At 69.5% G+C, this 22,376-nt stretch carries 5 protein-coding genes; 3 read left to right on the forward strand and 2 right to left on the reverse strand.

The window, feature by feature from the left end:
• Both LXT21_RS13495 and LXT21_RS13500 read right to left on the reverse strand, forming a co-directional pair.
• A partial coding sequence (locus LXT21_RS13495; protein ID WP_254038554.1) for a non-ribosomal peptide synthetase occupies positions 1–6,292 on the reverse strand: 6,292 nt, incomplete at its 3' end.
• 42 nt (positions 6,293–6,334) lie between these two features.
• Complete coding sequence (locus LXT21_RS13500; protein ID WP_323394422.1) at positions 6,335–17,488, reverse strand: non-ribosomal peptide synthetase; 11,154 nt, start codon at positions 17,486–17,488, stop codon at positions 6,335–6,337.
• On the opposite strand from LXT21_RS13500, the gene LXT21_RS13505 reads away from it, so the two are divergent.
• From LXT21_RS13505 to LXT21_RS13515, 3 genes are read left to right on the forward strand one after another with little or no spacing between them, the layout of a single operon-like run.
• On the forward strand, positions 17,437–18,423 hold the full coding sequence (locus tag LXT21_RS13505; RefSeq protein WP_254038556.1) for a TauD/TfdA family dioxygenase: 987 nt from the start codon (positions 17,437–17,439) through the stop codon (positions 18,421–18,423). The two genes, LXT21_RS13500 and LXT21_RS13505, sit on opposite strands and share 52 nt — an antisense overlap.
• A gap of 28 nt (positions 18,424–18,451) precedes the next feature.
• Positions 18,452–19,690 carry an MFS transporter gene (locus tag LXT21_RS13510; protein WP_256571637.1) on the forward strand — a complete coding sequence of 413 codons (1,239 nt, stop codon included), beginning with the start codon at positions 18,452–18,454 and terminating at the stop codon, positions 19,688–19,690.
• Between the two features lie 8 nt (positions 19,691–19,698).
• Positions 19,699–22,374, forward strand: coding sequence for a DUF5916 domain-containing protein (locus LXT21_RS13515; RefSeq protein WP_254038557.1), 2,676 nt, complete (start codon positions 19,699–19,701; stop codon positions 22,372–22,374).
• The last annotated feature ends 2 nt before the right edge of the window (positions 22,375–22,376 follow it).

Below are 22,376 nucleotides of genomic sequence, written 5' to 3' on the forward strand. Positions count from 1 at the left end.
TGGCGAGGAGGGAGTGGCCACCGAGGTCGAAGAAGTTGTCGTCGACGCCGACGCGAGGAAGGGAGAGGAGCTGAGCCCAGAGGTTGGCGAGCAGCTCCTCGAGAGGAGAGCGAGGAGCGACGTAGGACTCAGAAGCGTCCGTCGCGCTGTCCGGAGAAGGGAGCGCCTTCCTGTCGACCTTGCCATTGGGAGAGAGGGGCAAGGAGGGGAGGCAGACGAAGACGGAGGGGAGCATGTACTCCGGGAGGGAGCGCTTGAGGAAGTCGCGCAGCTCTGCGGAGGAGGGAGGAGAGGAAGAGGAGAAGTAGGCGACGAGGCGGCGGTTGCCGGGAGAGTCCTCACGGGCGAGGACGACGCAGTCGTTGAGGGAGGGGTGGCGAAGCAGCGCGGCTTCGATTTCGCCCAGCTCGATGCGGAAGCCGCGAATCTTCACCTGGAAGTCGGAGCGGCCGAGGAACTCGATGGAGCCGTCGGGGAGGAGGCGGACGAGGTCGCCGGTTTTGTAGAGGCGAGCCTGGGACTTGAAGGGGTGAGCGACGAAGCGCTCAGCGGTGAGTCCCGGCTGGTGGAGGTAGCCACGAGCGAGGCCGTCACCACCGACGTAGAGCTCGCCGGGGACACCGACGGGGACAGGCTGCAGGGCGCCGTCGAGGACGAAGGCGGTGGAGTTGGCGAGGGGCCTGCCGATGGGGACGGTATGCCCTGGCGCGGGCGGGGAGGAGATGAGGTGCCAGGTGCTGAAGGTGGTGTTCTCGGTGGGCCCGTAGACGTGGAGGAGGCGGGAGGGAGGGCCGTGGAGGAGAACGGCGCGGACGACGTCAGGGTCGACCAGCTCACCGCCGAAGAGGACGGTGGAGAGGGAAGAGAAGGCGTCGGGGGCGTGGTGGGCGAGCTGGTTGAAGAGGGCGGTGGTGAGGAAGAGGGTGGAGACCTTCTCGCCGCGCAGGTGCTGGACGAAGAGAGGAGGAGAGAGGGAGACGTCGCGAGGGACGCCGACGAGGAGCGCGCCGTTGAGGAGTGCGCCCCAGATTTCGAAGGTGGCGGCGTCGAAGGAGGCGTTGGAGACCTGGGCGACGCGGTCCTGGGGTGACAGCTGGATGTAGTCGGAGTCGCGGACGAGGCGGACGACGCCGAGGTGAGGGACGACGATGCCCTTGGGCTGGCCCGTCGAGCCCGACGTGTAGATGGCGTACGCCAGATTCGAAGGCTGCGTCGAAGTCGGCGGCGCGCGAGGAGGTTGCCGGGCGATCACCTCCGTTTGTGTGTCCAGCGTCACCACGTGGACCTCGCTCTCGGAGGAGAGCGCTCCGGAGAGTGTCTGCGTGGTGATGAGGATGGGGGCTCGCGCGTCCCGGAGCATGAACGAGAGGCGCTCCGCCGGATACGCTGTGTCCAACGGCAGGTATGCACCACCCGCCTTGAGGCACGCGAGCATCGCGACGATGAGTGAGGGCGAGCGCTCCAGGTAGATGCCAATCAACGTATCGGGGACGACGCCGAGAGACTGGAGGTGCCACGCGAGCTGGTTGGCCTGGGCCTCCAACTGCGCATAGGTGAGCGACTCTTCTCCGAACCGGACCGCGAGCGCGTGGGGTGTGGCGCGCGCCTGAACAGAGAACAGCTCGTGGATGCACCCGTGACGGGGGAACTCGGTGGAGGTCTTGTTCCAGTCGACGAGGAGCTGGTTTCGCTCGGGGTCCGTGAGGAGCGGGAGCGCGGTGATACGGGTGTCCGGCTGCTCCGCCGCCACGGTGAGCAGCGCCTGGAAGTGCCCCAGCATCCGGTGGATGGTGTCCGGGGAGAAGAGGTCGGTGTTGTACTCGACCGCGCAGTCCAGTCCCTCGGGGCTCTCCACCGTGGCGACGATGAGGTCGAACTTCGACGTGTGCGTCCGAAGCTCTCTCGACTCCATCGCCAGGGCCGACGCTGGGGGCGACTGTTCGACGCCACTCTGGAGCGCGAACATCACCTGGAAGAGCGGCGAGTAGCTCGGGTCCCGCTCGGGCTGGAGGGCTTCGACGACCTGCTCGAAGGGGACGTCCTGGTGCGCATAGGCGCCGAGCGCGACTTCGCGGACGCGGCGCAGCAGCTCGCGGAAGGACGGCGCTCCGGACACGTCGGTGCGCATCACCAGCGAGTTGACGAAGAAGCCGATGAGGCCCTCGAGCTCCGCGCGGTTGCGGTTCGCGATGGGCGTTCCGACGCTGATGTCCGTCTGTCCGCTGTAGCGGCGCAGGAGCACCTGGAAGCCCGCGAGTAGCGTCATGAAGAGGGTGGTGCCCTCCTTCCTGCTCAGCCGCTTGAGCGATTCGAGCAACGACAACGGCATGGTGCGTTTCGCGACCGCGCCCCGGAAGGTCTGGATGGCGGGACGAGGGAAGTCCGTCGGCAGCGGCAGGACTGGAGGCGCACCCGCGAGCTGCTCCTTCCAGTACGCGAGCTGGGCATCGAGGCGCTCGCCCTGGAGCCACTGACGCTGCCACACCGCGAAGTCCGCGTACTGGATGGGGAGCGCCGACAGGGGCGAGGACGCGTCACGGGTGAACGCGGTGTAGAGCGCGTTCAGTTCGCGGAAGAGCACATCCATGGACCATCCATCCGAGACGATGTGATGCATCGTCAGCAGGAGGATGTGCTTCCTCTCGTCCGCGCGAAGCAGGGCGACTCGAATCAGCGGGCCCTGGCTCAGGTCGAATGGCTGTCGCGCCGCCTCCTCGGAGAGCTGCGTGAGTCGCTCCTCACGCTCGTCGACGGGGACTTGTTGCAGGTCCACACACGTCAACGGCAGCGCGAGAGAAGGCGCGATGAGCTGGAAGGGCTGACCGTCGTGGAGAGCGAAGGAGGTGCGCAGGGACTCGTGACGCTCCATGAGGGCGTCGAGAGCGAGCTGGAGGGCTGGGAGAGAGAGCTCGCCGGAGAGGTGGATGGCGAGAGGGACGTTGTAGGCGGCGCTGCCGGGCTGGAGCTGGTCGATGAGCCAGAGGCGCTGCTGAGCGAAGGAGAGAGGGAGGCGAGCGTCCCTGGGGGAAGGGACGATGGGGGACTGGGCGCCGGAGAGGGAAGCGGAGAGGACGCGAGCGAGAGAGGAGACGGTGGGGTTGGCGAAGAGCTCGCGGAGAGGCAGCTCGAGGCGGAGGGTTTCGCGGACGCGAGAGACGAGCTGGGTGGCGAGGAGGGAGTGGCCACCGAGGTCGAAGAAGTTGTCGTCGACGCCGACGCGAGGAAGGGAGAGGAGCTGAGCCCAGAGGTTGGCGAGCAGCTCCTCGAGAGGAGAGCGAGGAGCGACGTAGGAGTCGGAGGAGTCAGCGACTCCGTCGGGAGAAGGGAGCGCCTTCCTGTCGACCTTGCCATTGGGAGAGAGGGGCAAGGAGGGGAGGCAGACGAAGACGGAAGGGAGCATGTACTCCGGGAGGGAGCGCTTGAGGAAGTCGCGCAGCTCTGCGGAGGAGGGAGGAGAGGAAGAGGAGAAGTAGGCGACGAGGCGGCGGTTGCCGGGAGAGTCCTCACGGGCGAGGACGACGCAGTCGTTGGGGGAGGGGTGGCGAAGCAGCGCGGCTTCGATTTCACCCAGCTCGATGCGGAAGCCGCGAATCTTCACCTGGAAGTCGGAGCGGCCGAGGAACTCGATGGAGCCGTCGGGGAGGAGGCGGACGAGGTCGCCGGTTTTGTAGAGGCGAGCCTGGGACTTGAAGGGGTGAGCGACGAAGCGCTCAGCGGTGAGTCCCGGCTGGTGGAGGTAGCCACGAGCGAGGCCGTCACCACCGACGTAGAGCTCGCCGGGGACACCGACGGGGACAGGCTGCAGGGCGCCGTCGAGGACGAAGGCGGTGGAGTTGGCGAGGGGCTTGCCGATGGGGACGGTATGCCCTGGCGCGGGCGGGGAGGAGATGAGGTGCCAGGTGCTGAAGGTGGTGTTCTCGGTGGGCCCGTAGACGTGGAGGAGGCGGGAGGGAGGGCCGTGGAGGAGAACGGCGCGGACGACGTCGGGGTCGACCAGCTCACCGCCGAAGAGGACGGTGGAGAGGGAAGAGAAGGCGTCGGGGGCGTGGTGGGCGAGCTGGTTGAAGAGGGCGGTGGTGAGGAAGAGGGTGGAGACCTTCTCGCCGCGCAGGTGCTGGACGAAGAGAGGAGGAGAGAGGGAGACGTCGCGAGGGACGCCGACGAGGAGTGCGCCGTTGAGGAGTGCGCCCCAGATTTCGAAGGTGGCGGCGTCGAAGGAGGCGTTGGAGACCTGGGCGACGCGGTCCTGGGGCGACAGCTGGATGTAGTCGGAGTCGCGGACGAGGCGGACGACGCCGAGGTGAGGGACGACGATGCCCTTGGGCTGGCCCGTCGAGCCCGACGTGTAGATGGCATACGCCAGATTCGAGGGCGTCGTGAGCGTCGAGGGCGCGTGCGTGGGCAGCTTCCCGAGGGTCGGCGCGAGCTCCTCCAAGCTGAGCACGCGGACACCCTCGGGCGCTTGAATCGCTCCAGCGAGCGTGCGCGAGGTCAGCAGGATGGGCGCGCCAGAATCCCGCAACATGAGCGAGAGGCGCTCCGCCGGATACGCCGTATCCAACGGCAGATACGCGCCCCCGGCCTTGAGGCACGCGAGCATCGCGACGATGAGCGACGGCGAGCGCTCCAGGTAGAGCCCGACCAGCGTATCGGCGACGACGCCGAGGGACTGGAGGTGCCAGGCCAGTTGATTGGCCTGGACCTCGAGCTGCGCATAGGTGAGCGACTCGTCTCCGAAGCGGACCGCGATGGCATCCGGCGAGGCATAGGCCTGGGCGGAGAACAGCTCGTGGATGCAGTGCTGACGGGGGAAGTCCGTGGACGTGTGGTTCCAATCGACCACGAGCTGCTGCCGCTCCGCCTCCGTGAGCATCGGCAGCGAGGTGATGCAGGTGTCGGGCTGCGCCGCGGCGGCGCTGAGCAGGGTCCGGAAGTGTCCCAGCATCCGCTCGATGGTCGCCGCGTCGAACAGGTCCGTGTCGTACTCCAGGTCTCCCGTGAGGCCCGTCGGCGTCTCCTCCAACGCCATCAACAGGTCGAACTTCGACGTCCCCGTCTCCACCGGAAGCGTGGTGAGCGTGAGCCCATCGAGCGAGGCGGACGCGGTGGCGGACTCCTGCAACGAGAACATCACCTGGAACAGCGGGTTCTGGCCCAGGCTGCGCTCGGGGTGGAGCGCCTCGACCACATGCTCGAAGGGCAGGTCCTGGTTCCCATAGGCGCCGAGCGAGACTTCGCGCACGCGCTGGACCAGCTGTCGGAAGGTCGGCGCGCCGGACAGGTCCGTGCGGAGCACGAGCGTGTTGACGAAGAAGCCGATGAGCCCCTCGAGCTCTGGACGGTTGCGGTTGGCGATGGGCGTGCCCACGCAGACGTCCGTCTGGCCCGCGTAGCGGCTCATCAGGATGTTGAAGAGGCCCAGCACCGTCATGAAGAGCGTGGTCCGCTCCTCGCGCCCCAGCTTCTTGAGCGCGGCCACCTCGTCCAGCGGGATGGAGAAGCGCGCCGCCTGTCCCTGGTGGCGCTTCACCGGCAGGCGCGGGCGGTCCGTGGGCAGCGTCAGCAGTGGCGGTGCCCCGGCGAGCTGCTTCTTCCAGTACTCGAGCTGCTCCCGGAAGGCGTCACTCCGGAGCCACTCGTTGTGCCAGAGCGCGAAGTCCGCGTACTGGAGCTTGAGGGGCGCGAGGGTGGGCTCGGTGTCCAGCCGGATGGCGCTGTAGAGCGCCCCCAGCTCGAAGAAGAAGACGGACATCGACCAGCCGTCCGAGACGATGTGATGCATCGCCAGGAGCAGGACATGGTCCTCCGAGGACACTCGCAGCAGGGTGGCTCGGACGAGCGGGGCCTGGCTCAGGTCGAACGGCTTGCGTGACTCCTCTGTCGCGAGGTCACGGATGCGCTGCTCACGCTCCACTTCGGACAGGCCGCCGAGGTCGACGACTTGAAGGTCCAGGGACAACTCCTCCGCGATGAGCTGGAGGGGCTCTTCCTTCTGGACGGTGAAGCAGGTGCGCAGCGACTCGTGGCGCCGCAGGAGCTGGTTCAGGGCCGCGCGCAGGGCACGCTCATCCAGCAGCCCCTGCAGGCGCACGAAGACCGGGACGTTGTACTGCGCCTGACCCGGCTCCAGCCGGTCGAGGAACCAGAGCCGCCGCTGCGCGGAGGACAGCGCGACCTGATTGCCGCGTGAGGTGTTCGGGGTGATGGCCTGCTGCGCGGGCGCGTCCTTCTTCAGCGCGGCGAGTGACGCCCGGGCCTTGGCGTTCAGGATGCGGTCCGAAAACTTGCTCATGGATGAAGGTCTCGTTCTTCGGAAAAAAAGGGGGCGCGGCGCTCAGTCGAGGGCCGCTTCGTCGGGCTGGGACGACAGCGACAGGACCAGCTCCGCGGTGCGAAGCAGCTCCTCCCGGTCCGCCGGGGGATTCAGGAGGGCCTCCGAGAAGGTCGCGACCGTCGGATTCCCGAAGAGGACTCGCAGCGGGACGGCGACCTGGAGGATCTCCTGGACCAGGGAGATGAAGCGCGTGGCGAGCAGCGAGTGGCCGCCCAGCGTGAAGAAGTCATCGTGCGCGCCGAGGCGTGAGACGTTGAGGATCTCCGCCATCAGCTCCGCCACGACCTTCTCCACCGCAGAGCCGGGCTCGACGAAGTCATCGGTCCGCGAGCCCTCCGTATCGGGCGACGGGAGCGCCTTCTTGTCGACCTTGCCGTTGGGCGACAGCGGCAGGGCCGGGAGGCAGACGAAGGCGGACGGCACCATGTACTCCGGCAGGGAGCGCTTGAGGCTCTCGCGCAGGTCCATGCTGGAGGGCGGCTGCGCGGAGGTGAAGTAGGCGACGAGCCTCCGGTCTCCCGGTACGTCCTCCCGGACGATGACGACGCATGCGTCGACCGAGGTCTGCTCGAGCAGCGCCGCTTCGATTTCGCCCAGCTCGATGCGGAAGCCACGGAGCTTCACCTGGTGGTCGCGGCGGCCGACGAACTCCAGGTGGCCCTCCGGCAGCCGGCGCACGATGTCGCCCGACTTGTAGAGCCTGCCTCCGGCCGCGAAGGGGTTCGGGATGAAGCGCTGCGCGGTCAGCTCGGGCTGACGGAGGTAGCCGCGCGCCAGCCCCTCGCCTCCCAGGTACAGCTCTCCCGGGACACCGACGGGCACGGGCTGGAGCGCGTCGTCGAGCACGAAGGCGGTGGAGTTGGAGAGCGGGATGCCGATGGGCACCGAGTGCACGGGCAGGGGCGCCTGTGGGACGAGATGCCAGGTGCTGAAGGTGGTGTTCTCGGTGGGCCCGTAGACGTGGAGCAGCCGGGAGGGAGGCCCGCCGAGGAGGACCGCGCGGACGGCGCCGGCATCGACGTTCTCGCCACCGAAGAGCACGGTGGACAGCGTGGAGAAGGCGCCCGGGACTTGATTCGCCAGCTGGTTGAACAGCGCGGTCGTGATGAAGAGGACGGAGACCTTCTCGCTTCGCAGGTGCTCGACGAAGAGCACGGGCGAGAGCGAGACATCGCGCGGGACACCGATGAGGGTGCCGCCGTTGAGCAGCGCGCCCCAGATTTCGAAGGTGGCGGCGTCGAACGAGGCGTTGGAGACCTGCGCGACGCGGTCCTGGGAGGACAGCTGGATGTACTCGGAGCCGCGGACGAGGCGGACGACGCCGAGGTGGGGGACGACGATGCCCTTGGGCTGACCCGTCGAACCCGATGTGTAGATGGCGTACGCGAGGTTCGACGGCGTGGTGCTCGTCGCGGGAGCCGTCGTGGGCTGCCGTGACACGGTGCGCTCGTCGGACTCGAGGTCGATGACGTGCACGCCGTCGGGAACCGAGAACTTCCCCGAGAGGGCCTCGGTGGTGACGAGGAGCGGCGCCCGAGCATCCTGGAGCATGAAGGCGAGGCGCTCGGGTGGATAGGACGTGTCCAGCGGGAGGTAGGCGCTGCCCGCCTTGAGGCACGCGAGCATCGCGACGATGAGCGTGGGGGAGCGCTCCAGGTAGAGGCCGATGAGCGTGTCCGGACGGACGCCGAAGGACTGCAGGTGCCATGCGAGTTGGTTGGCGCGCGCCTCCAACTGCGCGTAGGTGAGGACCTCGTCACCGAAGTGGAGGGCGATGGCCTCCGGCGTGGCCCGGGCCTGCTCGGAGAAGAGCTGGTGGATGCCGTGGTGGCGGGGGAAGTCGGTGGAGGTGGTGTTCCAGTCGACGAGGAGCTGCTGGCGCTCGACGTCCGTGAGGAGCGGGAGCGCGGTGATGGAGACACCCGGGTGCTGGACGGCGGAGGCGAGCAGGGTCTGGAAGTGACCCAGCATGCGCTCGATGGTGGCCGCGTCGAACAGGTCCGTGTCGTACTCGAACTCTCCGATGATGCCGGTGGCGGTCTCCTCCAGGGCCAGCAGCATGTCGAACTTCGCGGCGCCTGTTTGAACCTCCTCGGGGAGGACCTCGCAGCCACGAATCGTCAGCGGTGTCGTGGAGATGCTCTGGAGGTTGAACATCACCTGGAAGAGCGGTGTGTAGCGCGGGTCTCGCTGGGGCTGGAGCGCCTCGACGACCTGCTCGAAGGGGACGTCCGGGTGCGCGTACGCATCCAGGGCCACCTCGCGCACGCGGCGCAGCAGCTCCTTGAACGACGGCGCGCCGGACAGGTCCGTGCGCATGACCAGCGAGTTGATGCAGTAGCCGATGAGCCCCTCCAGCTCCGCGCGATTGCGGCTGGCGAAAGGGGTGCCGACGCTGATGTCCACCTGTCCGCTGTAGCGGGACAGCAAGGTCTGCCACGCCGCGAGCAGCGTCATGAACAGCGTGGTGCCCTCCTGGCGGCTCAGCTTCCGCAGCGCCTCGACGAGCGGGGCCTCCAGGTTGAACCACCGCGTGGCGCCCCGGTGTCGCTGGGTGGCGGGCCGAGGACGGTCCGTGGGCAGCTCCAGCAGCGCGGGCGCTCCGGCCAGCTGCTTCTTCCAGTAGTCGAGCTGCGTCTGCTGCACCGTCCCCTGGAGCCACTTGCGCTGCCAGTGCGCGAAGTCCGCGTACTGGATGGGCAGTGGCGGGAGGTTCGGCGTCTCGTGGGAGGCGAGGGCCTCGTAGCAGGCCCCGAGCTCCTGGAAGAGGACGGTCAGCGACCATCCATCCGAGATGATGTGATGCACGGTCAGCAGCAGCAGGTGCTCGGCCTCGTCCACGCGGACGAGCAGGGTGCGCAGCAGCGGGCCTCGGGCGAGGTCGAACGGACGCTGGCCCTCGGTCTCGATGAGCTGCCGTGCCCGCGCCTCCCGCTCCACGGCCGGGACGTGCGTCAGGTCGACGATGGGGAGGGTGTGCGGCGGGACGTCGTCGGCCAACCGCACCAGGAGCCGTCCGCCTCGGTGCTCGAACGTCGAGCGCAGCGCCTCATGGCGACGGACGAGCGCATCCAGGCCCTGCTCCAGGACTCGCGGCTGCAGCGCCCCCTTCACGCGGAGCACCGTGGGCACGTTGTAGAACGAGCTGCCCGGCTCGAGCTGGTCCACGAGCCACAGGCGCTGCTGTGCGAAGGACGCCTCCAGCTCCTGCTCGCGCGAGATGGGGACCAGGGGACCTGTCTCCGTGTCCTCCATGGGCGTGGACAAGAGCTGCGCGAGCCCCGCCACCGTGGCGTTCTGGAAGAGGGCGCGAAGCGGCAGCTCCTTGCCGAAGTTCGCGCGGATGCGCGAGAGCAGCTGGGTGGCGAGCAGGGAGTGCCCGCCCAGGTCGAAGAAGTTGTCCTCGACGCCGACGCGAGGGACCGAGAGCAGGTGGGCCCAGAGGTTGGCGAGCAGCTCCTCGATGGGCGTGCGCGGCGCGACGTAGCTGTCGGTGGGCGCGGAGAGCCCGTCGGGAGACGGGAGCGCCTTCCGGTCGACCTTGCCGTTGAGCGTGAGCGGCAGGCTCGGGAGGCGGACGAAGGCGGACGGAACCATGTACTCCGGCAGCGAGCCCTTGAGCCGTTCGCGAAGCTCCGTGACGGCCGGGGCCTGCGAGGACGTGAAGTAGGCGACGAGCCGTCGGTCTCCGGGGCTGTCCTCGCGGACCAGGACGGCGCACTCCTCGATGTCCGGGGACCGCGTGAGCGCGGCCTCGATTTCACCCAGCTCGATGCGGAAGCCGCGGAGCTTCACCTGGTGGTCGCGTCGTCCGACGAACTCCAGCTGTCCATCCGGCAGCCAGCGCACGATGTCCCCCGACTTGTAGAGCCGGGCCTGGGGCTCGAAGGGATGGGCGATGAAGCGCTCCGCGGTGAGCGCGGGCTGGTGCAGGTATCCGCGCGCCAGTCCCTCGCCGCCGAGGTACAGCTCGCCCGGAACGCCGATGGGCACCGGCTGGAGCGCCTCGTCGAGCACGTAGACGGTGGAGTTGGAGAGCGGGACTCCGATGGGGACCGAGTACCCGGACGCGGGCGCCCGCGAGATGAGATGCCACGTGCTGAAGGTGGTGTTCTCCGTGGGGCCGTAGGCGTTGATGAGCCGTTGGGGAGGACCGCCGAGGAGGACGGAACGAACGGCCCCCGGGTCCGCGCTCTCGCCGCCGAAGAGGACGGTGGACACCGTGGAGAAGGCGTCGGGGACCTGATGGACGATCTGCGTGAAGAGGGCGCTGGTGATGAAGAGGGCGGAGATGCGCTCGCGACGCAGGTACTCGGCGAAGAGCGAAGGTGAGAGCGAGACGTCGCGCGGCACGCCGATGAGCGCACCGCCGTTGAGCAGCGCGCCCCAGATTTCAAAGGTGGCGGCGTCGAACGAGGCGTTGGAGATCTGCGCGATGCGGTCGGACGCGGAGAGCTGGACGAAGTGGGAGTCGCGGACGAGCCGGACGACGCCGAGGTGGGGGACGACGATGCCCTTGGGCTGGCCCGTCGAGCCCGACGTGTAGATGGCGTACGCGAGGTTCGACGGGGCCGTCTGCGTCGCGGGCGCCCGCGTGGACCGCCGCGAGATGACGCGCTCGTCGGAGTCGAGCTCGATGACGTGCACGCCGCTGGGGACGGGGAGGTTGCCGGAGAGCGCCTCGGTGGTGACGAGGAGCGGCGCCCGTGCATCCTGGAGCATGAACGCGAGGCGCTCGGGCGGATAGGACGTGTCCAGCGGGAGGTACGCACCGCCCGCCTTGAGGCACGCGAGCATCGCGACGATGAGCGTGGGGGAGCGCTCCAGGTAGAGACCCACGAGCGTGTCCGGACGGACACCGAAGGCCTGGAGGTGCCACGCGAGCTGGTTGGCCTGGGCCTCCAACTGGGCGTAGGTGAGGACCTCGTCACCGAAGTGGAGGGCGATGGCCTCCGGGGTGGCCTGCGCCTGCTCGGTGAAGAGCTGCTGGATGCAGTGGTGGCGGGGGAAGTCGGTGGAGGTGGCGTTCCAGTCGACGAGGAGCTGCTGGCGCTCGGCGTCGGTGAGGAGCGGGAGCGTGGTGATGGCGGTGTCGGGCGCGCGGACGGCGGAGGCGAGCAGGGCCTGGTAGTGGCCGAGCATTCGTTCGATCGTGGCCGCGTCGTACAGGTCCGTGTCGTACTCCAGGGCCAGGTCCAGCTCCGAGCCGTCCTGCTCGGCCGTGAGGATGAGCTCGAACTTGGCCGTGCCCGTGCCCAGCTCCTCGAACGACATGCTCAGCTCGTCGAACGTGGGCGGCTGGAGCGGCGCGTTGTGCAGCGCGAACATCACCTGGAACAGCGGATGCTGGTCGGCCCGGCGCTCCGGGCTCACCGCCTCGACGATGCGCTCGAAGGGGATGTCCTGGTGCGCGTAGGCCTCGAGCGCGGCGTCTCGCACCCGGTGCATCAGCGCGCGGAACGACGGCGCGTCCGACATGTCCGTGCGCAGGACGAGCGAGTTGACGAAGAAGCCGACCAGCCCTTCGATTTCGGCACGGTGTCGGTTCGCGATGGGCGTGCCGACGTTGATGTCCACCTGCCCGCTGTAGCGCCTGAGCAGGATGTTCCAGGTGGCCAGCAACGTCATGAACAGGGTGACGCCTTCACGGCGGCACAGGGCCTCGAGCTGTGAGACCAGCGGCGCGCTCACCCGGGCGCGCTGGATGGCGGAGCGGTGGTGCGTCGCCGAGGCGCGCGGGTGGTCCGTGGGCATCACCAGCTCGCCCGACGACGAGCCCAGCTGCTGCTTCCAGTAGGTCAGCCCCCGCTCCAGCGTCTCGCCCTGGAGCCACTGCCGTTGCCACAGGGCATAGTCCGCGTACTGGAGCGTCAGCGCCTCCAGCGGTGAGTCGAGCCCGTCCCGGAAGGCCGCGTACAGCCGGCCCAGCTCCTGGACGACCACGCCCATGGACCAACCGTCGGAGACGATGTGGTGCAGCGTCAGCAGCAGGAGGTGGTCCTCCTCGCCCGCGCGGATGAGCACCTGACGCAGCAGCGGGCCGCGCTCCAGGTCGAACGGCGTCCGGATGCTCTCGTCCAGCGCCTCCTGGTGTCGCCGCGCCTGCTCGGACTCGGGCAGCCCGCCCAGGTCCACCACGGGCAGGGGCCGCGGCTCGAACGCGTGGATGACCTGGACCAGCTCCTCGTCGACCTCGCGGAAGGTGGTGCGCAGCGACTCGTGGCGTCGCGCCAGCGCCTGCAGGCTCTTCTCCAGCGAGGGGACATCCAACCGCCCCTTCAACTCGAGGGCGAACGGCGTGTTGTAGGAGACCCCCGTCGGGTCCATCCGCTGCGTGAACCACAGCCGCCGCTGGGCGGAGGACGCGGGGACGGTGTCGCCCCGGGCCGCCGCGCGCACGGGGGGAATGCTCACGCCCCGTCGGGTCCTCAGCTCCTGGGTGACCTTCTCCGCGAGCCCGCGGAGCGTGGGCGTCTCGAACAGCGCATGCAGGGGCAGCTCCACGCCGAAGGCCCGGCCCACGCGCGAGATGACCTGGGTGGCGAGCAGTGAGTGGCCGCCCAGCTCGAAGAAGCTGTCGTGGAGGCCGAAGGCGTTGCCTCCGAGCACCTCCGCCCAGATGCCGGCGAGCAGCTCCTCCACCGGCGTCCGCGTCGCCTCCGCTTCCGCCTGACGCGCGAGGGTCGCCTGGCTGGGGGCGGGGAGCGCCTTGCGGTCCACCTTTCCATTGGGCGTGCGCGGCAGGACATCCAGGCTGAGGATGGCCGAGGGGACCATGTACTCGGGCACCCGCTGCTTGAGGTGCTCCTGGAGCAGCGGCACCAGCTGCCGCGTCAGGGCCGCCTGCAGCGGCTGGTTCGTGTACGCGCGCCACGGCTTCGCCACGAAGGCCCGCTCGGTGGACGGCGCGAGCGGCGGCGCGACCGCGCCCTGTCGCAGCAGCCGCAGCTCGACGGCGCCGTCCTCCTCGCCTCCGGACCAGTGCAGGCTGACGGTGTAGGGGAGCTCGGCCTCCAGGGCCCAGAGCTCCTCCGGGTTGACGCAGTCGGGTTCCGGCTGGCCCCTCAGCTCGGCGCGCAGCTCTCCCACCGTGGTGGGGCGCTCGTCGCGCTCCAGGATTTCGCGGGCCCGGCTCACCTCCGTCAGGCGCGCGTTGGGGATGCGCGTCACCGCGAGCTGCTCGGGCCGCTCCGCCTCGAGCCTCCGCCGCAGCTTCTCCAGGGTGAGCCCGTCGCGCTTCCAGTCGAGCACCGTGCCCGCGTACGGGTCCACGGCCTCGGCGGCGTCGCCGACGTGCAGCACGACGTCATAGCGGAAGCACGTCAGCTCGTTGTGGTGCTGGCCGCGCTTGGGCCACAGGTCCACCCGCTGGATGCGGGGCAGGTGGGCGCGCAGGGCGAGGAAGAACGCCGGGTCCACCACCAGCTCGTTGTCCAGCGACACGCGCCGACGGACGGCCTGGGACAGCTGCTCCAGCGGCAGCGTGTCCCGCGCCCGGAACAGCTCCACGGAGAGCGCGAAGGACTCCAGCAGCGACAGGCTGCGCACGTCGCCCACGAAGACGCGGCCCCGCTCGCCCACCGTGGCCACCGCGCCCTCGAGCACCTTCACCAGGTAGTCCACCGTGGGGAAGTGCTGGAGCACGGAGTTGATGACCACCGTGTCGTGCGAGCCGGGCTCGATGCCCGTGAAGTCCTCGGCGCCCCGGTGCAACAGCGCCACCGAGCCGAGCTTCGGCGACATCCGGTCCACGAAGCGCTGGAGGCCCTTGAGCGCGCCCTGCGCGAAGTCCGCGCCGGTGAAGTGCTCGCAGTGCGGCGCGATTCGCACCAGCAACAGGCCCGTGCCGCAGCCAATCTCCAGCACCCGGCGAGGCTCCAGGTCCAGGATGCGCTGGACGGAGTGGTCCACGAACTCACGCATCTCCTCGGCGGTGATGGGCTGGCCCGTGTAGCTGCTGTTCCAGCTGGCGGTGTTGAACTCGCCGTCCTCCTCGTCGGCGGCGCGGTGGTACGCGTCGTCGTAGAGCGTCTGCCACTGGGAGATCTGCTCGTCGTTGAGCTCCTGCTCGTCGATGGCGTCGCCCCAGGCCTCGCCCGGCGGCGCGGGCACCACGTAGGCCACCAGCCGGGGCTGCCCCGGTGTGTCCTCGCGCGCCACCGCCACCGCGTCGCGCACCGCGGGGTGCTCCATCAGGTGCGCCTCCAGCTCACCCAGTTCGATGCGGAAGCCGCGCACCTTCACCTGGTGGTCCACGCGACCGAGGAAGCGCAGCTGCCCGTCCGCGAGCCGGCTGGCCAGATCTCCGGTGCGGTACAGGCGCGCGCCCGGCTCACCGCTGAACGCGTCCGGCACGAAGCGCTCGGCGGTCAGCTCCGGCCGGCCCAGGTAGCCGTGCGCCAGGCCGTCGCCGCCGATGTAGAGCTCGCCCGGCACGCCCAGGGGCACGGGGCGCCCGTTCGCATCCAGCAGGTACACGCGCGTGTTGGCGATGGGCCGGCCGATGGGGATGCCCAGGTGCGCGCCGGGCGTGGGGGCACCGGGTGGCAGCGCGAAGAGCGTGGAGGTGATGGTGGACTCGGTGGGGCCGTAGGCGTTGAACCACCCGAGCCGCTCCCCCGTGAGCGCGCGCCACGCGGCGAGCTGCTCCGGCGCCGCGCGCTCTCCGCCCACGATGACCAGCCGGACGTCCGATGGAGGCCGCGCCTGTCGGAGCGTGGCGTCGGTGACCCACTCGTGCCAGTAGGCCGTGGGGACGTTCAGTACGGTGAGCCGCTCGTGCTCCACCATGCGCAGGAACTCGGCGACGGACGGCAGGCGCTCGAAGGGCAGCAGCACCAGCGTGGCGCCGGTGGCCAGCGTGGGGAAAATCTCCTCCAGCGAGATGTCGAAGCTGATGGAGGTGCACTGGAGGATGCGGTCCTCCGCCGTGAGCTGGTACGTCCCCTGGAGCGAGGTGACGTGGTTGACCAGGCCCCGGTGCGACAGCAGCACGCCCTTGGGCTTGCCCGTCGAGCCGGAGGTGTAGATGACGTACGCCGGATGCTCGGACGTCATGTGCACCGCGGGAGGCTCGACGCTCAGCGGGTCCAGCGACTCTCGCTCCAACACCAGCACGGGCACGTCCTGGCTCGGCAGTCGCTCCACGAGCCGCTCCTGCGTCACCAGCAGCGTCGCGCCCGAGTCGCGCAGCATGTAGCGCAGCCGCTCCCGGGGATACGTCGGGTCCAACGGCAGGTACGCCCCGCCGGACTTCAGGATGCCGAGCAGTCCGACGAGCATCTCCAGCGAGCGCTCCACGCAGATGCCCGCCAGCCGTCCCGGCCCCAGGCCCTTTGCCCTCAGCGCGTGGGCCAGCTGGTTCGCGCGGCGCTCCAGCTCGCCATACGTGAGGCGCCCGTCGCCATGCGTGACGGCGACCGCGTCGGGTCGCAGGCGGGCCTGCTCGGTGATGAGCTCGTGGATGAGCCGCTCGCGCGGGTAGACCGCCGTCGTCTGGTTCCACGTCCGGAGCGTCCGCTCCAGCTCCTCCGCTGACAACAGCGGCAGCTCGCCCAGCCGAGTCTCCGGCGCGTCCACCGCGTGTCTCAGCACGTTGAGCAGGTGGCCCTGCCACCGGTGCACGGTGTCCGCGTGGAACAGGTCCGTGTTGTAGGTGAAGGCCAGCGTCAACCCCGCCGGCCCGGGCGTCACCGTCAGCGACACGTCGTACCGGGCGAAGCGGGACTCCAGCGGGAGCTGCCGCAGGCTCGCGCCCGGTGTCTCGAAGGACGGCGGCGCCGACGCCAGCTCGAGCGTCACCTGGAAGTAGGGCGTGAAGACCAGGCTCCGCTCCACCTGGAGCGTCTCCACCAGGTGCTCGAACGGCACGGCCGCGTGCGCGAGCGCCCACTGGTGCGTCCGGCGCGCCTGGGACACCTGCTCGCGGAACGACGTGGCGGCGCGAGGATGGCCGCGCAGCACGAGCATGTTCCCGAACCACCCCAGCACGCCGCGCTCCGCCGGCTCACGCAGGCTCGACGGCGTGCCGATGCACACGTCCTCCTGCCCGGTGTAGCGATACAGCACCGTCTGGAGCGCCGCGAGCAGCACCTCGAACAGGCCCACGCCCTCCGCCCGGGCGAGCGCCTCCAACCGGCGCGTCAGCTCCAGGGGCACATCCTGGCGCGCGGTCTCACCGTGATACGTCTGGACCGTCGGCCGCGCCTGGTCCGTGGGGAGCGCGAGCACCTGGGGCGCGCCGTCCAGCGCCACGCGCCACGCCTCCACCTGCTCCTTCGCCTCCGCCGAGCGCAGCCACTGCTGCTGCCGCTCGGCGACCTCTCCGTACGTCCCCGTCACGTCGTCGTGACCGGAGAGCACCGCCGCCAGCGACTCCACCAGCACCGGCACCGAGCCCGCGTCGCAAATCATCTGATGGAACGACAGCAACAGCAGGTGCGCCGCCGCGCCCCGCTTCACCAGCGTCGCGCGCAGCAGCGGGCCGGTCTCCAGGTCGAACGGGTGCAGCGCCTCCGCGCTCGCGAGCGCCGCCTCCCGGGCCTCGCGCTCGGAGGCCGACAGATTCTGGAGGTCCACCTGTCGGAAGGCCGGCGGCTGCTCCGCCTGAATCTGTTGCAACGGCTGTCCTTCGTGCGCCGTGAAGCGCGCTCGCAGGATGTCGTGTCGCCGGGTCAAGGCCGTGAGACGTCGCTCCAGCTCGGCCGGTTCAACCTCCCCGTGAAGTTCCAGCGAGACCAGCTGATTGTGGAAGGGATTGTGACGCTCCAACTGGTCCAGGAACCAGAAGCGTCGCTGGCCGGATGTGACACAACGGGAATGAGGCCGGCCCGAGGGGGACCGGTGCTGATTGCTGGCGGAAGGCAAGCGAATGCCCCTGTCTGATTTATTCGTGGAGTGGGGACCCACAACGGCGCACGCGCGGCTCGACTCGTTGTTTGTCCATCTCAATCCCGGTGACTGTTGCTTATCGAATTCAAATCTTTTAAGTGGTAATGCCTGGAAGTCAAGAGGGGTCCATGAAGCACGCCCAGGCTGAGGGTGTGTCACACAGGGTCCATGTCCGCGCGGAGCCGAGGGCTCTGGTGGAGTAGGAGAAGCCGTTGGATCTGCGAGTTCTGTCGGACGTGTCGCAGCGTGCGCTGCCGGGGGCACCGCCGTGTCTGCTGGCGCTCGGCCCCGAGCGGGAAGGCGTGGACCTGGTCGAGTGGGGACGTGCTCACGCAGAGGCCCTGCGGCACCTGCTCTCACAGCGGCCGGCCATGCTCTTCCGTGGCTTTCGTGTGCCAGGCGTGGAGGCGTTCGAGCGCTTCGCGGAGTGTATCCAACCGTCCCTGGCCGAGTATCAGGAACGTTCCACTCCGCGTACGGAAGTCAGTGGGAAGGTGTACACATCCACGGAGTACCCGGCGAACGAGACCATCCCGCAACACAATGAAATGTCGTACGCGTCGGCCTGGCCGATGAAGTTGTTCTTTCACTGCGTACAACCTTCTCTGGAGGGTGGGGCGACACCCATCGCAGACAGCCGGGCCGTCCTGGAATGCCTCTCACCCGAAGTGCGGGAGCGTTTCACCCGTCAGAGGGTGATGTATGTGAGAAATTACGGCACGGGCGTTGATCTCCCCTGGCAGAAAGTCTTTCAGACGGAGGACCGGGCCCAGGTGGACGCGTACTGTGAGCGTGTGGGAATGCAGGTGGAGTGGTTGGGTGGAAATCGCTTGCGGACCCGCTCGGTGCGCCCGGCGGTCATGAAGCACCCCCTCACCGGAGAGGATGTCTGGTTCAACCAGGCGCATCTTTTCCACGTATCCAACCTGGGGCCGAAGGTGAGCGCGGCGATGCGGATGGTCTTCAAGGAGGAGGACTTGCCGCGCAACAGCCTGTACGGGGACGGCACGCCCATCAGCGACGCGGACCTGGAGGAGGTGCGGGAGGCGTTCCTGAAGACGACGTTCGCCTTCCCCTGGCAGGCGGGAGACGTGATGCTGCTGGACAACATGCTCGTCACCCACGGCCGGACGCCCTTCTCGGGGGCGCGTCGGGTGGTGGTGGCGATGGGCGAGATGCGCTCCGAGCGCGACCGCTGAGCGGCAGGGGGCTCCCATCTTCGCGGTCCTGAGACATCGTGACTTCGCGCTCATCTGGTGTGGCCAGCTGGTCTCCGGACTCGGGGACTGGCTGCGCAACATGGCGCTCCTGTTCTGGGTCTTCTCCGTCACCGGGGGCGAGTCCCCCGTGGCCACGGCGGCCATCACCGTGGCCACGACGGCGCCCGCGCTGCTGTTGGGGCTGACGGCGGGGACGCTGGCGGACCGGTGGGAGCGCCGCAGCGTGATGGTGTTCTGTGACGCCGCACGGTGCGTGCTGAGCCTGTTGCAGCTGGTGGCGGTGGCGAAGCAGAGCCTGCCGCTGGCGTACGCGGTGGCGTTCTGCTCGAGCGCGGTGGAGCAGCTGTATGACCCGGCGCGGGTGGCGTTGATCCGCTCGACGGTGCCGCGTGAGGACCTGGTGGCGGCAAGCTCCCTGCGGCAGGCCACGACGAGCGCCATCATGATCCTGGGCATGGCGCTGGGCACGGGCATCTACTTCGTGCTGGGGCCGTGGGTGAGCTTCGCGCTCGACTCGGCGTCCTTCCTGGTGGCCATGTGCATCAACCTGGCCATCCGCGCGCGCTGCGTGAGCGCGCCGTCCGCGCCCGGCGCGTCCGTGCTGCGCGAGGCGAAGGAGGGGCTCGCGTATGTCCGGGGCAGCGTGTTCGTGCGCAGCCTGTTGGGGCTGGGCGCGCTGGCGATGGCGGCCTCGGGGCTCATCGAGGTGGTGCAGCTCTACCTGGTGACGCGGGAGCTGGGGCTGCCCGAGGACCGGCTGGCGTGGCTGGGCACGACGCTGGGCGTGTCCATGTTCGCGGGCTTCGCCGTGGCGGGCAGCCTGCACCGGCGGCTGCGGCTGGAGTGGCTGCCGGGGCTGGGGCTGGGCGTGTGCGGCCTGGGCGTGCTGCTGATGGCGGTGGCGCCGAGCCTCACGGTGGCCATGGGCGGCATGGTGTTCATCGGCCTGGGCAACGTGCTGCTCAACGTGGGCCTGGGGCCGCTGATGCAGACGCACGTGGAGCTGGGGCTGCTCGGCCGGGTGATGGGCGTCTTCCGCTCCGTGAGCACCGCGTGCCTGCTGGTGGGCGCGAGCAGCGCGGGCTACCTCATCGACCTGCTGGACACGCGGCGAATCACGGGGCTCGCGGGCGTCATCCTGATGGTGGCGGCGCTCGTGGCGGGCACCCGGCTGGCCCGCGCCGTCACCGCGCTGCGCGCCGCTCCCCGGGTGGAGCCTCCTCGCGCGGCCGTCACCGTGGAGTGAGTGGACGCGTGGGGGCCCAGGTCGACAGACGCGGTGCGCGCGCGAGCCGGGCACGGGCCTGGTGCGTCCTGCTGCTGCTGGCGTGGGGGCCCGCTGTCCTCGCGCAGGTGCCCACCGTGGTGGTGGAGGGGCGCTACCTCCAGGCGCACCGGGTGGACAAGGGGCCGGCGCTGGACGGCGTGCTGGATGACGACGTGTGGAAGCAGGCCGCGTTCACCAGCGACTTCCTCCAGAAGGAGCCCGTGCAGGGCTCGCCCGCCTCGGTGAAGACCGAGGTCGCCTTCGTGTACGACGCGGACGCGCTCTACGTGGGCGCGCGCATGTCCAGCCCGAGCCCGGAGGACATCGAGACGGTGATGACCCGGCGGGACGAGAGCGGCTCGGCCGAGCGGCTCATCATCTCCCTGGACACCTACCGCGACAGGCGCACGGCCTACAGCTTCGCCGTCACCGCGGCCGGGGTGCGGGTGGACTGGTACCACCCGGAGGACCACGAGTACGTCGTCGACCTGTCCTTCAACCCGGTGTGGGAGGCGCGCACCCAGCAGACGGCGGACGGGTGGGTGGCGGAGCTGCGCATCCCCTTCTCGCAGCTGCGCTTCGACGCGGCCAACGAGCAGGTGTGGGGCCTCAACATCCAGCGCGTCATCCCGCGTCGCAACGAGGACGACTTCTGGGTGGTGGTGCCGCGCGACATCACCGGCTGGTCCTCTCGCTTCGGTGAGCTGTCGGGCCTGCACGGCGTGGCGCCCTCGCGTCGCATCGAGCTGTTGCCGTACGTGACGGGGGACTGGCGCGTGGACGCGGGCGCCAATCCGCGCGAGGGCACGCCCTTCGAGGACCGGCGCGCGTACTCGGCGCGGGTGGGCGTGGACGGCAAGGTGGGGCTGGGGCCCAACCTGAACCTGGACGTGACGGTGAACCCGGACTTCGGGCAGATCGACGCGGACCCGGCCCAGGTGAACCTCACGGACTTCGAGGTGGTGGTGGACGAGCGGCGGCCCTTCTTCACGGAGGGCAGCCAGCTGTTCAACAACAACAACACGAACAACAACGGGCCCGCCTACTTCTACTCGCGGCGCATCGGCGCGGCGCCTCGGTTGCGCGCCAGCGCGGACTACGTGGAGCCCTCGCGGGCGACGCCCATCTGGGGCGCGGCGAAGCTCACCGGGCGCCTGTCGTCGGGGTTGTCGCTGGGGGTGCTCGGCGCCCTCACGGGGGAAGGGTACGCGGACACGTACGACTTCACGTCCCAGGAGCAGGGGCGCGTGAAGGTGGACTCGCGCACGGGCTTCGGCGTGCTGCGCGCGCAGCAGGAGCTGGGCAGGGGCTCGACGGTGGGCGCCACGCTCACCACCGTCCACCGCGACATCGGCGAGGGCGAGGGGCGCACGGGGGAGCTGGCGCGCGAGGCGTACACGGGCGGCGCGGACTTCCGGCTGCGGCTGCGCGACGGCGAATACATCGTCTCCGGCTTCGCGGGCGGCAGCCTGGTGCGAGGAGACCCCGCAGCCATCAGCCGGCTGCAGCGCTCCAGCGCGCGCTACTTCCAGCGGCCGGACCAGACCTACGTCCGATTGGACCCGGAGTCCCGCTCGATGTCGGGCTACACCGTGGGCGCGAAGGTGGTGCGCCAGAGCGGTGAGCACTGGCTGTGGAACGGCAGCGTGGGCGTGGAGTCACCGGGCTTCGAGCTCAACGAGCTGGGCCGGTTGAGCACCACGGACGACGTGGACCTGAACCTGGGGCTGTACTACCGCGAGACGAACCCGGGCACGTTTCTTCGCGGCTACAAGGTGGGCCTCTTGACGTACGGCAACTGGAACCACGGCGGCACGCGCACCGTGAACCAGTTCATGTTCAACGGCGAGGTGACCTTCCCCAACTTCTGGGAGGCGAGCCTGCTCGTCACCTACTACCCGCGCGCGTTCTCGGACCAGCTGACGCGCGGCGGTCCGCTGATGCAGACGCCCCAGGGGCTGGAGGCGAACCTGCTCCTGAACAACAACGCCTCCGGGACGAACCTGTGGGAGGTGGACGCGCTGGCGTGGACGTACGAGGACGGCAGCGGCGGTGGCACGTTGACGGGCACCGTCACCGTGCAGCCCCTGCGCAACCTGCGCCTGTCGGTGGAGCCCGTGGGCTCGCTGTACACGGAGGCCCGTCAGTACATGGCCACGCTGGACGGCGGCCGGGAGGAGACGTATGCGCGGCGCTACGTCTTCGGCGCGGTGCGACGCCGTGAGCTGGCGCTGCGCTTTCGCGCCAACCTCTTCATCACCCCGGACCTGAGCCTGGAGGCCTACGCGGAGCCCTTCGCGTCCAGCGGCGTCTTCAGCGCGCCCGGTGAGCTGGCCCGCGCGCGCGGACGTCAGCTGCGCAGGTACGGACAGGACGGCACGTCGCTGTCGCGCGGCGAGGGCGGGGACTGGGACGTGACGGACGGCGCGAGCGGTTTTCAACTGGTCAACCAGGACTTCAACGTCCGCTCCTTCCGCAGCAACGTGGTGCTGCGCTGGGAGTGGCGCCCGGGCAGCACGCTCTACGCGGTGTGGCAGCAGGACCGCTCCGCCGACTCGCTCGGGGGCAACGCGCTGGCGCCCAAGGCGCTGGGCGACGCGCTGCTGAGCCCAGGGGGACACACCTTCGCGCTCAAGCTGTCGTGGTGGTTCCCCGCGGGCTGAGC

The sequence above is a fragment of the Myxococcus guangdongensis genome, assembly GCF_024198255.1.
Lineage (GTDB): Bacteria > Myxococcota > Myxococcia > Myxococcales > Myxococcaceae > Myxococcus > Myxococcus guangdongensis.